At 36.8% G+C, this 14125-nt stretch carries 14 protein-coding genes; 1 reads left to right on the forward strand and 13 read right to left on the reverse strand.

Features of this window, described 5'->3' with window-relative positions; all coding sequences use genetic code 11:
• Positions 1-6 precede the first annotated feature (6 nt).
• The 7 genes from ACKVQX_RS08955 to ACKVQX_RS08985 all read right to left on the reverse strand — a co-directional run bounded on the left by ACKVQX_RS08955 (position 7) and on the right by ACKVQX_RS08985 (position 6417).
• Positions 7-399, reverse strand: coding sequence for a VOC family protein (locus ACKVQX_RS08955; RefSeq protein WP_068451468.1), 393 nt, complete (start codon positions 397-399; stop codon positions 7-9).
• 135 nt (positions 400-534) lie between these two features.
• Positions 535-1311, reverse strand: a complete 777-nt coding sequence (locus tag ACKVQX_RS08960) for an ABC transporter ATP-binding protein (protein WP_068451465.1) — start codon at positions 1309-1311, stop codon at positions 535-537.
• The gene (locus tag ACKVQX_RS08965) at positions 1301-2266 is read right to left on the reverse strand and encodes an iron ABC transporter permease (RefSeq protein ID WP_068451462.1); all 966 of its coding nucleotides are present in this window, start codon (positions 2264-2266) and stop codon (positions 1301-1303) included. The genes ACKVQX_RS08960 and ACKVQX_RS08965 overlap by 11 nt, the downstream gene beginning before the upstream one ends.
• Positions 2263-3135: a heme ABC transporter substrate-binding protein IsdE gene (isdE, locus tag ACKVQX_RS08970; protein WP_336663676.1), complete on the reverse strand. Its 873-nt coding sequence runs from the start codon at positions 3133-3135 to the stop codon at positions 2263-2265. The genes ACKVQX_RS08965 and isdE overlap by 4 nt, the downstream gene beginning before the upstream one ends.
• A 66-nt stretch (positions 3136-3201) precedes the next feature.
• Positions 3202-5496 carry an NEAT domain-containing protein gene (locus tag ACKVQX_RS08975; protein WP_325943536.1) on the reverse strand — a complete coding sequence of 765 codons (2295 nt, stop codon included), beginning with the start codon at positions 5494-5496 and terminating at the stop codon, positions 3202-3204.
• Positions 5493-6086 (reverse strand): NEAT domain-containing protein, encoded by a 594-nt coding sequence (locus tag ACKVQX_RS08980; RefSeq protein WP_068451453.1) that lies wholly within the window; start codon positions 6084-6086, stop codon positions 5493-5495. Before ACKVQX_RS08980 ends, ACKVQX_RS08975 begins: the two co-directional genes overlap by 4 nt.
• Complete coding sequence (locus ACKVQX_RS08985) at positions 6076-6417, reverse strand: antibiotic biosynthesis monooxygenase (protein WP_068451450.1); 342 nt, start codon at positions 6415-6417, stop codon at positions 6076-6078. Before ACKVQX_RS08985 ends, ACKVQX_RS08980 begins: the two co-directional genes overlap by 11 nt.
• 360 nt (positions 6418-6777) lie before the next feature.
• On the opposite strand from ACKVQX_RS08985, the gene ACKVQX_RS08990 reads away from it, so the two are divergent.
• On the forward strand, positions 6778-7041 hold the full coding sequence (locus ACKVQX_RS08990; protein ID WP_068451447.1) for a hypothetical protein: 264 nt from the start codon (positions 6778-6780) through the stop codon (positions 7039-7041).
• Between the two features lie 76 nt (positions 7042-7117).
• On the opposite strand, the gene sufB is transcribed toward ACKVQX_RS08990, so the two are convergent.
• The 6 genes from sufB to ACKVQX_RS09020 form a co-directional block, all read right to left on the reverse strand.
• Complete coding sequence (sufB, locus tag ACKVQX_RS08995) at positions 7118-8515, reverse strand: Fe-S cluster assembly protein SufB (protein WP_068451444.1); 1398 nt, start codon at positions 8513-8515, stop codon at positions 7118-7120.
• Between the two features lie 32 nt (positions 8516-8547).
• Positions 8548-8976 carry a Fe-S cluster assembly sulfur transfer protein SufU gene (gene sufU, locus ACKVQX_RS09000; RefSeq protein ID WP_087680029.1) on the reverse strand — a complete coding sequence of 143 codons (429 nt, stop codon included), beginning with the start codon at positions 8974-8976 and terminating at the stop codon, positions 8548-8550.
• Complete coding sequence (locus ACKVQX_RS09005; RefSeq protein ID WP_087680028.1) at positions 8969-10195, reverse strand: cysteine desulfurase; 1227 nt, start codon at positions 10193-10195, stop codon at positions 8969-8971. The genes sufU and ACKVQX_RS09005 overlap by 8 nt, the downstream gene beginning before the upstream one ends.
• On the reverse strand, positions 10195-11496 hold the full coding sequence (sufD, locus tag ACKVQX_RS09010; protein WP_068451435.1) for a Fe-S cluster assembly protein SufD: 1302 nt from the start codon (positions 11494-11496) through the stop codon (positions 10195-10197). Before sufD ends, ACKVQX_RS09005 begins: the two co-directional genes overlap by 1 nt.
• Positions 11497-11515: 19 nt before the next feature.
• Positions 11516-12298 carry a Fe-S cluster assembly ATPase SufC gene (gene sufC, locus ACKVQX_RS09015; RefSeq protein WP_068451433.1) on the reverse strand — a complete coding sequence of 261 codons (783 nt, stop codon included), beginning with the start codon at positions 12296-12298 and terminating at the stop codon, positions 11516-11518.
• 339 nt (positions 12299-12637) lie between these two features.
• Positions 12638-14113 carry a glutamate synthase subunit beta gene (locus tag ACKVQX_RS09020; RefSeq protein WP_409136217.1) on the reverse strand — a complete coding sequence of 492 codons (1476 nt, stop codon included), beginning with the start codon at positions 14111-14113 and terminating at the stop codon, positions 12638-12640.
• Positions 14114-14125 lie beyond the last annotated feature (12 nt).

A 14125-nucleotide genomic window follows, 5' to 3' on the forward strand; every position in this document is an offset into this window, starting at 1 on the left:
AAGCTTCTAGTGGACTGCTTGATTTTCTTTAGATAAGGTTGTCTTAAAAGCAATTACGTAGCCATCTAAATCCCGAATTGCAAACTCTTTGAAACGTATACCCTCTTCATATGTATCACGTGGATTGAATGCAAAAAGAGCACCGTTATTTCGATATGTTAAATACATTGAATAAAGTTCTTCGACTGTATCTACACATACGTATAATTCTGGTTGTAACTTCTTTGGGTGTATTTCAGTGACATCCGTTGCTTGTTTTAAATGGATTACAAATTTTTTCTTTTCATCCACAAACTTCGAACCTTCTCCTTGAATCCCTAAAATCGTTGAGTAGTAATCGACGGAAAGTTCTAAATCCGATACAAGAATTTCTTTTTCAGAATTCTGCATAGGCGACATCTAAGAATCTTCATCCTTTCATAATGAAAATATTGTGCGTGCATCACAATGAATGACTCATATGTTCTTTCTATCTAAGGGACCATCATTCTATAAGAAAGACGCATAATTAGTAGTACCCCTCCCATTTTCATTTTAAACCTTCTTTTTTAAATGAATGAAATGTTTTTCACAATTGCTATCTTGAATGCTCTTTACATGTATTCGAAATATGCGCTGAATCAAAGTTTCTGTCAAAATTTCTTCTGTGTTTCCTTTTGCAACAACTTTCCCCCCCTGCATAACGATAACTTCATCACTAAATTGCAGCGCTTGATTTAAGTCATGTAGTACCATGACAATCGTACGATTTTCCATTCGATTCATTTTTTCAATTACATGTAAAATTTCAAATTGATGATGCATGTCTAAGTAGGTTGTCGGTTCATCTAAAAGAATATATTCACTTTGTTGTGCGAGTGCCAATGCAATCCACACACGCTGTCTTTGCCCTCCTGAGAGTTGATGCATAAACTGATGTTGTTGGTCTATTAAGTCCGTTACGCGTAAAGCATCATCTACAATTCGATCATCCTCTGTCGTAAATCGCATCATTCCTTTACGATGTGGATATCTCCCCATCTCTACTAATTTACGGACTGTATAATTCATCGGTACATCATTTTGCTGATGAACAACAGCAAGCTTTTTCGCTCGTTCTTTTGCTGTATAAGTATAAAGCGACTGCTCATCTAATAAAAGTGCGCCACTTGTCGGTTTTAAAAGTCCTGCTAATAAATGTAACAATGTCGATTTCCCACTACCATTCGGTCCGATAATCGCTGTCACCTTTCCTTTCGGAATCATTAGCTGGTCAATCGCTAAAAAAGGAATTTTTGGATTATATGAAAAAGTAAGTTGTTTAATGTCCATAAATTGCACCAAACTTTCGAATTAATAAGATTAAGAACGGACCACCGATTAATGCCATAATAACCGAAGCTGTGATCTCATATGGCGGAATAATCGTTCTACCAATCGTATCGGCTACAAGTAAAAGCGCTGCGCCAAAGAGTGCTGAAAATGGTAATAAAAAACGATAATCTGAACCTACTAATAAGCGAGATATGTGTGGTACTAATAAACCGATAAAAGCAATTGAACCAACAATGGCTGTTGCGACACTCGCTAAATAAATTGATATAAATAAAACCGTCCATCTAACACGCATCAGTGGGAAGCCGATACTTCGAATCGTTTTCTCGCTCAACCCAAGTACATTACACCAACTCCCAACGAAAAGTGCTATGACAATTCCAACACCACTAAATAGCATTAATCCATTCGCATCATCCCACGTTTTCATACTTAGTCCTGTACTTTCCGTAAAATGAATCGCAGTCACGCCTGATACTTTAATAATGGCTGTAAACATCGCATTTAATGCAATCCCAACTAACAATACATAAATTGGTGACATTTGATATTTTTTCGTCACAGTATATAGGATGAGGAAGGCGATGATTCCACCTGCAAAAGCAAAAATTGGTGCATAAAAGAATAGATGCGGCAGAAAATTAATAACGACAATATTTCCAATCATCGCAGCTGTCGTAATACCGATAATTCCCGGATCTGCGAGTGGATTTTTAATTGCGGCTTGTAAGAGCGCTCCTGCTAGTCCTAGTGCAGCACCTGCGAATAGAGCAATCAGTACACGTGGTAATCGTAAATCAAATATAACGCCGATTTGTCCATCACGTTGGCCAAATATCCCCTTGACGAAGTCACTAATTGTCATGGGAATACTGCCTAACGTAAGCGACAGATACAAAATAACAATGAGCACGATTAACATTCCGCTATACATCCAAATGATTTTCTTCATGATTTTTTCTCCTCATACAATAGTTCATACAATGTTTGAAGGGCTTCATCTGCATTAACATTCGCTGTAATCCCAAAAAGATTTTCATCTAAGTCATAGACGCGCCCTTCTTGTGTTGCTTTAAAATTACGCCATACGGTATTTGTTTTGAATTCTTCATCAAACATCGTTTTGACTTGTTTTGGAAAGCCATGTGAAGCACGTAAAATAACATCTGGCTGCATTTTGTATAACGCCTCTGTATTTGATGCAATAAACTCCTCATCTGATTTTGTCGCTTGAATGACATTTTCGCCACCTGCCAATTCAACTAAATTACCTAAAAATGATTTTTCTGTTGAAATGAGATAACTTCCTGGTACACCTAATAAAATTAATACTTTCGGCTTTTTCTTCTGTTTGATTTTCTTTTGAATGGTAGCGATTTGTTTGTCATACACTGCATTCAACTGCTCCGCTTCTTTTTTACGATGAAACTGTTCACCTAGCTCTGTAATCGCTTTTTGCATGCCCTGGATGGAATTATAATTATAGTAAGTAGCGGATACACCACTACCCTTTAACGCTTTTTCCATCTCTGGTTTAATACTTGTAACACTTAAAAGATGTGTTGGCTGTAGACTACGCACTATTTCTAAATTGGGTTGCTTCGCTTGCCCAATCGCCTGAACTTTCGCATATTTTTTTGGCAATACCTTTTCTGTATTTGGTACACCCACTAAATCTAAATTAAGCTTAGCAGCTGTTTCTGTTAGAGCAACAGTTGTTGCAATAATCCGTTCTCCTTCTTTTTTCGTTGGTTGTTCTTGTTTTCCACATCCTACTAAAAATAATAGACAGATTGTGACGCATAGGACGACTTTTTTCATGTTAGAACCTCCTTTATAAAAAGAGAAAACCGCAACAAATATGCGGCTTCCTCCTCAATTTTCTACCTATTTAAATACAATCTTTGTTGTGTAATGATGATCATATTTCATAGAAGGGACTTTTACATGTACTTTTACATACGCTCCCTTTTTTATATTACTTACTGGGAATTGGACTGTACGTGTATTTTTACCTTTTGCGACCACTTTGGCAGAAACATATTTACTTCCTTGTTTCACTTTAAAGCTTTTCCACCAACTTGCATTTTTTAAAGTCATTTTAACGTATGTCTTACTGCCAACTTTTTGGATAGTAGCAGGTTTTTGAACATATTGATCCATGACAGAGCGTTTACTTGTTTTATTTTTATAGACTGTAAATGATTTTTTCGTTGTTTTTGCTTTATTTGAAACTTGAACTACTTTTTTCGTAGGAATGACTTTTCCAATTTGAATATAGTTTGTATAATTTCCTTCATATTTTGGTTTTGTTGCTTGAATATGAACTGTTGATTTCACCAGCTTTTTAGGTGATATAATAGGAAATTGAACCGTACGTGTATTTTTAGTTTTGTTCGTTGAGACTGTTTTTACAGATGTCATCTTTCCATTCACTTCTGTTTTAAACGACTTCCACCAGCTTGCATTTTTAATAGTCATTTTTGCATAATATTTACCGTCACTCATCTTCGTAATCGTCATCGGTTTTGTGACGTAAGCATCTGTTGCAGACGTACTTTTCTTATTCGACTTCAAAATTTTGTAATTGTAGTTTGTTGTCGATACAACTGTTGCTGGCTTCACATATTTTGATGTGATATCTAGATACGCCGTATAAGTACCTGCTAATTTTTTAGAAGCTGTCTGTAATGTGAAATGTAGCTTTGTTGTAGCTGTTGGTGACTTCACTTGGAAACGAACTGTACGTGTTTTCTTTTTCGAATTTGTAGCGATTGTTTTTACAGCTACTTTTTTACCATTCACTTCTGCTTTGACAGATTTCCACATCGCTGCATTTTTTAAAGTCACTGTCGCATAATATTTACCTGCTTGTGTTTTTTCAACTTTCACTGGTTTCGTCATATATGCATTTGCTTTGGATGTTGCTTTTTTTGTCTTATTTTTTAACACATAATTGTATTTAGTTGTGCTGATGACTTTATTTGGATCAACGATAACTGGTGGTTTAACTGTTGGGTCGATTATGCGATTAAAATCAAAATATGTCGTGTAAGTTCCTTCGTAATTACCCATTTGAATATGCGTTTTTGCTTTTATTAATTGATTAATTGAAGGTACTTCAAAACGTACAACTTTTGTATCTGCTGTTTTGTCTTCTTTTACAGTTGTAACATCTACAAGTTGAACAGCTACTTCTGTTTGGAATCCTTTCCAAATTGATGCTGATTTCAATGTCACTTCTGCATATTGTTTTCCATCTTTTTCGACAAGTCGAGCTGGAGTACCCATATAATTTGCCATTGTCGATGCTTTTTCTTTCGCTTCATCCCATACTTGGAAAGCTTGATCTTTTACAAACTGGAATTGCCCATTTTCAATGACATGATTAAAATCAAAATATGTTGTATAAGTTGCGTCGTAATTACCTGCTTGGATATGCGATTCTGTTTTTACAACTTCATCTAACGAAGGAATCTCGATTCGTACTACGCGTGTATTCGCTGCTACATTCTCTTCCACAACAGTCGCTTCTGTTAATACATCGCCTACAAGTGATTTTAACCCTTTCCAATACTGTGCTGATTTCAAGGTAATATAAGCATAGGTTTTATCACCTACTTGAACAATTTGAGCTGGTGTTTCTACTGAACGTGTCACACCTGAAGAAATCGCATCTTTTTGCTCATTCCATACTTGGAAAGAACGTAAGGATGTTGCATCTTGTTGGAATTGTAGATACGTGGTATGTTGCATCTTCGTAGGACCTGCTTGAATTTCAATATCAGCTCGAATCGCCTGAGATGTAGAAGGTACTTCAAATTTTACAAGTCGTGTATTTTCTACTTCATTCGTTGAGATTGTTTCAACTTCTTTCATCTCACCATGGACATCTGTTTTAAATGAGTTCCAAATAGAAGCACTTTTAATCGTGACATATGCATAGGTTTTACCATTCTCCACTTGTAATTTTGAAACTAAATCCATGCTACGTCCCATACTTGAAGTTTCTTGTAAATCTGCATGTTTATATACTTGGAATGGCATGTACTGAACTTGCATTTGCGGCTCTACAGCACTACTTTCTGCCGCTTTTACAGGTGTCGTATTCACTGAAAACATCGATGTAGTTAACAGTGTTGCAGCTGCTAATGACAGAATTGAATATTTCATCGGTTTCATTCTTTTCTCCTCCTTATTTGTTTTCCTACTATCGCAACAATCAAGAAGAACACCATCGCACTAATGACATAAACCCACCAACCCATTGGCTGTTCTTTCGTCTGTTTCTTCTCGATTATTTTAATTTCTTTTACATGATTGGATTGTTTGGCTAACTTATTTTCATCCAATACAAAATCAATTTCATAGCGGTTGTCATATAAAAAATCTTCACCATCCACTTTTTCATTGATATAAACAGCGAGTGTTCCTTTATGTTTTCCACTTATTTGTTTCAATGGAAATTGAATTGTTCGCATATCTTTTTCTTTATTTGTTTTTACAAGTGTTTCTTTTTTTCCATCAAACGTGACTTCTTTCGTCCAATGACTTTTTAAAATAGTAATTTCAAGGTACATCTTTTGGTTTGATACAATGAGGATTGCGGGTTTTTGAAAGTAATCATTCGCAATAGATGTGCTCGATTCTCCACTTTTTTTTACTTCATACGGTATTTTGTATGTTCCATTCTCGAGCGTCTGCGCCTTTGCATCCACAGGTAACATAAACAAACTACTCAATAAAAAAATAAAGATATATTTAGCCCACATAACCAACAGCTTCTGATGTATCGCTTTCTACAATCACTTCATAATGATCAATCGAGTTCCCTGTCACCATCTTTTGCCCGTCTGGTGTCATAGCTGGTTTTCGGTGTGCTAAGTGAAATTCTCGTGATGCAAACCAGTTCTCAAATGCTTTTTTATCTTCCCAAACTGTATGTACGAGTACTTCCTCATACCCTTTCATATTTAACTTTTTCATAACTTTTAATTCTTTAAAACCAGGCATTTCTTCAATCCCTTGGCGCACTTTAAAACGCTCTAAAATTGCATCTCCATAACCTTCTAAAACTTGAATCGTATTTGTAACCATATACATGATGTGTTTCCTCCTTTATAATTCAACTTCATTCTATTGATAACGATTATCATTGTCAATTTCAATTCCTGTTAAAAAAATGAAAAAAATACGCAAATTTCTATGTTATAAATAGAAATTTGCGTATTCATTTCGTTGAATTCATATTTTATACATTCTTTTTATATAAATAATGTAGTTTTGCCCGACTTTAAATTTAAGCAATATACCATTTGTCTATAAAAAAATATTTTTAAAATGTCTTTTTATTCATTTTAAGGAACCTTATCTAGCAGAAAGTTCGTCTTTCAACTATAATGTAATATATCCATTTTAAGGATATTTAATAGTGAAGCGAAAGCAGAATGCGAGATGGAATGAATGACAAAAGCAAATTTTATCCAATATCTTTTAGCAAAAAAAGAAATCGAATTTTCATATGGGCGAAAAATTTTCTTTATTGCTTGGGATGAACAAAAAGGATTTATTTTATTAGATGTTTTATATGACGATACTTGTGTCGAGCTAACAGACTTTATTCAAAGTATTAAAGAATTTTTACAACAAGCACAAATTGATGGAAAAACACTCGAATATTTATTAGAACATGAGTTAGAACAAATAAAAATAATGGGTGTTTACTAAAAACTATTATAAATAACAAGAAATTAAGTTATAAAAAAAGCCTCCCAAATCAGGAGGCTTTTTAGTATTCAATGGATTAACCGATTGAACCTTCCATTTCAAATTTGATTAGGCGGTTCATTTCTACTGCGTATTCCATTGGAAGTTCTTTTGTGAATGGCTCAATGAAGCCCATTACGATCATTTCTGTTGCTTCTTGCTCAGAAATACCGCGGCTCATTAAGTAGAATAATTGTTCTTCAGATACTTTTGAAACTTTCGCTTCGTGCTCTAAAGAGATTTGATCATTCATTACTTCGTTGTATGGAATTGTATCAGAAGTTGATTCGTTATCCATGATTAATGTATCACATTCGATATTTGCACGTGCATTTGTCGCTTTTTTACCGAATTTTACTTGTCCACGGTATGTTACGTTACCACCGTGTTTTGAGATTGATTTTGATACGATTGTTGAAGAAGTATTTGGTGCTAAGTGAATCATTTTCGCACCTGTGTCTTGGTTTTGACCACGACCTGCAATCGCGATTGATAATGTCATACCACGAGCGCCTTCTCCTTTAAGGATACAAGCTGGGTATTTCATTGTTAATTTAGAACCGATGTTACCATCAACCCATTCCATTGTACCGTGCTCTTCTACAACTGTACGTTTTGTTACTAAGTTGTACACGTTGTTTGCCCAGTTTTGGATTGTTGTATAACGGCAGTAAGCGTTCTTTTTAACAATAATTTCTACTACAGCTGAGTGTAGAGAACTTGTTGTATAAACTGGTGCTGTACAACCTTCTACATAGTGTACAGAAGCATCGTCATCAACGATGATTAATGTACGCTCGAATTGTCCCATATTCTCAGAGTTGATACGGAAGTAAGCTTGTAATGGTGTATCTAATTTTACGCCTTTTGGTACGTAAATGAATGAACCACCAGACCATACAGCCGAGTTAAGTGCCGAGAATTTGTTATCTGCTGGAGGAATGACTTTACCGAAGTATTCTCTGAAGATATCTTCGTTCTCTTTAAGAGCTGAGTCTGTATCTTTAAAGATTACGCCCATCTCTTCTAGTTCTTCCTTCATGTTATGATAGACAACTTCTGATTCGTACTGTGCAGAAACACCTGCAAGGTATTTTTGTTCTGCTTCTGGAATACCTAATTTATCAAATGTTGCTTTGATTTCTTCAGGTACTTCATCCCAAGATTTTTGCGTTGCTTCAGATGGTTTTACGTAGTATGTGATTTCATCGAAATCTAAACCAGATAAGTCGCCACCCCATTGAGGCATTGGTTTTGAATAAAAAATTTCTAAAGATTTTAGACGGAAATCTAACATCCATTCTGGTTCTTCTTTCATCTGAGAAATTTCTTTAACAATCGCTGGAGTTAGTCCACGTTCTGTACGGAAAATCGATACATCTTTATCATGGAACCCAAACTCGTAATCACCGATTTCTGGCATGTTTTTAGCCATCATTTCTCCTCCGTTCATCGCTTAGTTTTGTCTTACTTATTTTCGTTAATTCCTTTTTCCATCGCTTTCCAAGCAAGTGTTGCACATTTAATACGTGCTGGGAATTGTGCTACACCTGATAATGCTTCCACATCACCAAGGTCTAAATCTTCATCATGTTCTTTTCCTAACATCATGTCAGAAAATACATGTGCTAATTCGACAGCTTCTTCTGTTGTTTTCCCTTTAACCATTTGCGTCATCATCGATGCAGATGACATTGAGATTGAACAGCCTTCACCTTCGAATTTTGCGTCTGAAACAATTCCATCCTCTACTTGTAAAGTTAAGTGGATGCGGTCACCACATGTTGGGTTATTCATATCAATTGAAACGTTTGAGCCTTCAATTGTTCCCTTGTTACGTGGTTTTTTATAGTGATCCATAATAACGCTACGGTATAGTTGATCTAAATTAGACATTTGCAAAATACTCCTTCGCAAATCGCACACCTTTTGTTAATTCATCGATATCTGCTTCATCATTGTATAGGTAGAAGCTAGCGCGAGCTGTTGCAACACAATTCAACCATTTCATTAATGGTTGTGCACAGTGATGTCCAGCACGAACAGCGATACCATTACTATCTAGCGCTGTTGCTAAATCATGTGGATGTACATCATCGATATTGAATGTTACAAGTCCTGTGCGAATTTCTGGATTTTGTGGGCCATAAATTGTTAGGCCTTCAACAGTTGATAAGTTTTCAAATGCATATTTCGCTAGTTTATGCTCATGCGCAATAATCTCGTCCATGCCGATTTCGTTTAAGAAGTCAATCGCTGCACCTAGACCGATTGCACCTGCAATAATTGGCGTGCCTGCTTCAAACTTCGCTGGAAGGTCTGCCCATGTTGAATCTTGTAAGCCAACGAAATTAATCATTTCGCCACCGAATTCAACAGGTTCCATATTTAATAGATGTTCTTTTTTACCATATAAAACACCGATACCTGTTGGACCACACATCTTATGTCCTGAAAAGGCTAAGAAGTCACAGTCTAAATCCTGTACGTCTGTTTTCATATGTGGAACACCTTGCGCACCGTCAACAACCATTACAGCACCATGCTGATGTGCAACTTGTGCAATAGCTTTTACATCGTTAATTGTACCAAGTACATTCGATGCCATTGTGATTGCGACGATTTTTGTGCGATCAGTAATCGCTTTTTTCACTTCATCCATTGATAAAGTGCCATCTGCTTCTAATTCAATATATTTCAATGTGGCTTTTGTTGCTTTCGCAAGTTGTTGCCATGGAATCAAGTTAGAATGATGTTCCATATACGTGATGACAATTTCATCACCTTCTGAAACATTTGCACGACCATAGCTTGATGCAACCATGTTTAAACCTGTTGTTGTACCACGTGTGAAAATAATTTCCTCTGTGGACTTGGCGTTAATGAATTGACGGACTTTCTCACGAGCACCTTCATATTCGTCAGTCGCACGATTCCCAAGTGTATGCACACCGCGGTGTACATTTGAGTTATCAAATTCATAATACTTTTTAAGAGATTCGATGACTTGAATCGGTTTTTGAGAAGTTGCTGCACTATCTAAATAGATTAGCGGGTTCCCATTAATCTCTTGGTTTAAAATTGGAAAATAGCTACGAATGTCGTCTTTGATCATTATTTTACTTTCCTTTCGATTACCTCAACCAATTGTTTGCGTACGCCTTCAATTGGTAATTGGCTTACTACAGGCTCAAGGAATCCGTGAATGATTAGACGTTCAGCGTTTGCACGTGTAATACCACGACTCATTAAGTAGTAAATTTGAAGTGGATCAACGCGACCTACAGACGCTGCGTGTCCTGCAGTTACATCATCTTCTTCAATTAAAAGGATTGGGTTTGCATCGCCACGTGCATTTTCTGAAAGCATTAATACGCGTGATTCTTGTTCAGCGTTTGCTTTTGTTGCACCATGTTCGATTTTACCAATACCGTTGAAGATTGCGCGAGCCGCATCTTTCATAACTGCATGTGTTAAGATTTGACCGTCTGAAGATTTACCCCAGTTACGCACTTCAGTTGTGAAGTTTTGGCTTTGTTTACCGCGGCCAATGACAACTGTTTTTGCATCAGCGCGTGAACCGTCACCACGTAAATGTGTTACGTTTTCAGAGATTGTATCGCCATCATTCATTAAGCCTAGTGCCCAATCTAATGATGCATCGCGTTTTGTTTCGCCGCGACGGTTGATGTATGAAGTGAATCCTTCTGCTAATGTATCTACTGCGCCGAATGTTACGTTTGCGCCGTCATTTACGATGATTTCTTCTACGATATTTACTTGGCCTTTTGCTGCGCCAATTGAGATATAGTTTTCAACATATGTTACTTCTGCAAAGTTATCTGCTACAAGTAATACGTGGTTGAATAATGATACGTTCTCATCATCTGTGAAGAATACAGCTTGAATTGGTTCTTTTACTTGTACATCTTTTGGTACATATACGAATAATCCACCATTCACAAGTGCTGCATGTAACGCTGTTAATTTATGTTCATCTACTTCTACAGCTTCTGTCATGAAGTATTTTTGAACTAAATCACTGTGTTCTTTTACAGCAGTGAATAAATCCGTTACGATTACACCTTGTTCTTTTAATTCATCTGCTACTTGTAAGTAAGCAGGTGTATTGTTGTGTTGGATGTAAAGTGTTTGTTGGTTTTCATCAACGATTGCTTGAACTTCAGCTGGAAGTTCTGTTAAAGAAGAAATTGCTTTACCTTCAACCTTGTGTTCTGGGAATTCAAAGAAGTTCCAAGAATCTACATTTGTTTTGTCAGGCTTAACCATTTCTAATGTTTCTACTTTTTCAAGTGCACGTTCACGAAGCTCCGTTAACCACTTAGGTTCATTATGTGCTTCAGAGAATGAGCGTACGTCTTGAGCGCTTACCGCTAATTTTGTTTCCACAGTCATGGCTTGCTCGTCCTCCTTCTTATGCTTCTTCAGTTACTGCGTCTGTGTCTTCAATACCTAATTCTTTTTTAATCCAGTCATAACCTTCAGCTTCTAAACGTTGTGCTAGTTCAGAACCGCCTGATTTTACTACTTTACCTTGCATCATTACGTGTACGTGATCTGGTGTGATGTAGTTTAATAGACGTTGGTAGTGCGTAATCATTAAGCAACCGAAGCCTTCGCCGCGCATTTCGTTAATACCTTTTGATACAACTTTTAATGCATCGATATCTAAACCAGAGTCGATTTCATCAAGAACTGCGAATTTTGGTTTAATCATCATTAATTGAAGAATTTCGTTACGTTTCTTTTCCCCACCAGAGAAACCTTCGTTTAGGTAACGTTGGCTCATTTCTTCTGGCATTTCTAAGAAGTCCATCTTTTTGTCTAATTCACGGATGAATTTCATGATTGAGATTTCATCGCCTTCTTCACGACGTGCATTGATTGCTGAACGTAAGAAGTCTGCATTTGTTACGCCTGCGATTTCTGAAGGATATTGCATAGCTAGGAATAAACCAGCTTGTGCACGCTCATCTACTTCCATCTCTAATACATCTTCACCATCTAGTGTAATTGAACCAGAAGTTACTTCGTATTTTGGGTGACCCATGATTGCAGAAGCAAGTGTTGATTTACCCGTACCATTTGGTCCCATAATTGCATGGATTTCGTTTGTATTTAGTGTTAAGTTCACACCTTTTAAAATCTCTTTGTCTTCGATTGAGACATGTAGATCTTTAATTACTAAAGTTGACATTCCATTACCTCCATTGAATTATTAGGTTGGTTTCCCATTCCTAAATTATTATCATTCTAATTTTAACGCAAATAAAAGCCATTAGCAACTCATTTGATACTCATTATCATTTCACTATGAAATCCTTAAAAAGTCTTTACTTTATTCTATTTCCGAGGATTTCTAACATTTCCATTCTCATTTTCAATAAAGAAATCTAATTGAGAATTGTTTTCACTTCTGAAATAGTGATAACTGATTAAATTGTGGCTACTCAATGAACTCTCATCTAATAATAACAACTTTTAAAGAAAAAAAAAGACCAAATGAGAAAATTCTCACTTAGCCTTTTGGAAAAAATTATCTAACTGCGATTGCTAGGCGCTTCTTCAAAAATCCATGTACGACATCGGCTACCTCCCGTCCTTCGCGAATCGCCCAAACAATTAGGCTCGGTCCTCGTCTTGCATCTCCAGCTGTAAAGATGCCTTCTTCACTTGTTTCATATTTTTTAGTTGCGTAAATTCGATTGTTTAAAACACGTACATTGAAATGTTCACCGAGTTCTTCTTCAATTCCCTCAAAGCCAATCGCCACAAATACATAATCTGCAGGCCATACTTTTTCTGTCCCTTCTAGCTCATTAAAGTAGACATATCCTTCTTCATTGATTACCTTTTCCATCTGGATTGTATGCAGTTCTTTTAATCGACCATCAGGATATGCCACCATCTTTTTCGTTTGAATACAGTATTCACGAGGATCTTGTCCGAATTTTTCAACCGCCTCCTCATACGCATAGTCTAGTTTATATACACTAGGATCTACAGGCCATGGTTGGTCTTCTGAACGTGTCATCGGTAGTTGCGGATGCTTCCCAAATTGATGTACTGATTTTGCGCCTTGTCGAAGAGCTGTTGCCACACAATCCGCTCCAGTGTCACCTCCGCCAATAACAATGACATCCTTCCCTTTCACATCAATTGGTGCTGGTTCATTTGCTAGTATACTTTTTGTTGTCTTCGTCAAATAGTCCATCGCTCGAATAACACCTGTTGATTCGCTACCTTCTAAATGAAGTGAACGTGCGACTGTTGCACCTACACATAGAATAATTGCGTCGTACTCTTTTTGCAGCTGTGACTTTGTAATGTCACGTCCGATTTCTGTATTCAATTGAAAATGAATTCCTTCTGCTTCAAGTAAATCCACACGTCTTTGAACGACGGATTTATCTAACTTCATATTTGGAATACCATACATTAATAATCCACCTGCACGGTCATCTCGTTCAAATACCGTTACTTCATGCCCCATTTGATTAAGTTGATCTGCTGCTGCTAGACCTGCTGGACCTGAACCAACAATCGCTACACGATAACCTGTTCTAGCATTTGGAATACGTGGTTTTACCCACCCTTCTTCAAAACCACGATCAATAATTGCTCGCTCAATATTTTTAATCGCTACTGCTGGATCATGAATAGCTACCGTACATGCTCCTTCACATGGCGCCGGACAGACTCTACCTGTGAATTCTGGGAAGTTATTTGTTAATTGTAATCTTTCTAACGCTTCTTTCCACTGGCCTTTGTAAACTAAATCATTCCATTCAGGCATTAAATTATGAATCGGACAACCTGCTGCCATTCCTCGAATCTCTACGCCCATATGACAAAAAGGTGTACCACAATCCATACAACGCGCGCCCTGAATTGATAAAACATCATCTTCGAATCGACGTGTATATTCATCAAAATTCGTCACACGTTTTTTAGGTGCAACTTCATTCCCTTTTTGTCTCTCATATTCCATAAAACCAGTTTTCTTTCCCATGATGGACACCTC

Origin of the sequence: Kurthia sp. ISK08, from assembly GCF_046159805.1 — a bacterium.
GTDB classification, from domain to species: domain Bacteria; phylum Bacillota; class Bacilli; order Bacillales_A; family Planococcaceae; genus Kurthia; species Kurthia gibsonii.

Bases quoted from the DNA above. Each gene is read 5' to 3' on its own strand.
- ACKVQX_RS08955 (WP_068451468.1), bottom strand. From the start codon at position 399: ATGTCGCCTATGCAGAATTCTGAAAAAGAAATTCTTGTATCGGATTTA.
- ACKVQX_RS08960 (WP_068451465.1), bottom strand. From the start codon at position 1,311: ATGGACATTAAACAACTTACTTTTTCATATAATCCAAAAATTCCTTTT.
- ACKVQX_RS08965 (WP_068451462.1), bottom strand. From the start codon at position 2,266: ATGAAGAAAATCATTTGGATGTATAGCGGAATGTTAATCGTGCTCATT.
- isdE (WP_336663676.1), bottom strand. From the start codon at position 3,135: ATGAAAAAAGTCGTCCTATGCGTCACAATCTGTCTATTATTTTTAGTA.
- ACKVQX_RS08975 (WP_325943536.1), bottom strand. From the start codon at position 5,496: ATGAAACCGATGAAATATTCAATTCTGTCATTAGCAGCTGCAACACTG.
- ACKVQX_RS08980 (WP_068451453.1), bottom strand. From the start codon at position 6,086: ATGTGGGCTAAATATATCTTTATTTTTTTATTGAGTAGTTTGTTTATG.
- ACKVQX_RS08985 (WP_068451450.1), bottom strand. From the start codon at position 6,417: ATGTATATGGTTACAAATACGATTCAAGTTTTAGAAGGTTATGGAGAT.
- ACKVQX_RS08990 (WP_068451447.1), top strand. From the start codon at position 6,778: ATGACAAAAGCAAATTTTATCCAATATCTTTTAGCAAAAAAAGAAATC.
- sufB (WP_068451444.1), bottom strand. From the start codon at position 8,515: ATGGCTAAAAACATGCCAGAAATCGGTGATTACGAGTTTGGGTTCCAT.
- sufU (WP_087680029.1), bottom strand. From the start codon at position 8,976: ATGTCTAATTTAGATCAACTATACCGTAGCGTTATTATGGATCACTAT.
- ACKVQX_RS09005 (WP_087680028.1), bottom strand. From the start codon at position 10,195: ATGATCAAAGACGACATTCGTAGCTATTTTCCAATTTTAAACCAAGAG.
- sufD (WP_068451435.1), bottom strand. From the start codon at position 11,496: ATGACTGTGGAAACAAAATTAGCGGTAAGCGCTCAAGACGTACGCTCA.
- sufC (WP_068451433.1), bottom strand. From the start codon at position 12,298: ATGTCAACTTTAGTAATTAAAGATCTACATGTCTCAATCGAAGACAAA.
- ACKVQX_RS09020 (WP_409136217.1), bottom strand. From the start codon at position 14,113: ATGGGAAAGAAAACTGGTTTTATGGAATATGAGAGACAAAAAGGGAAT.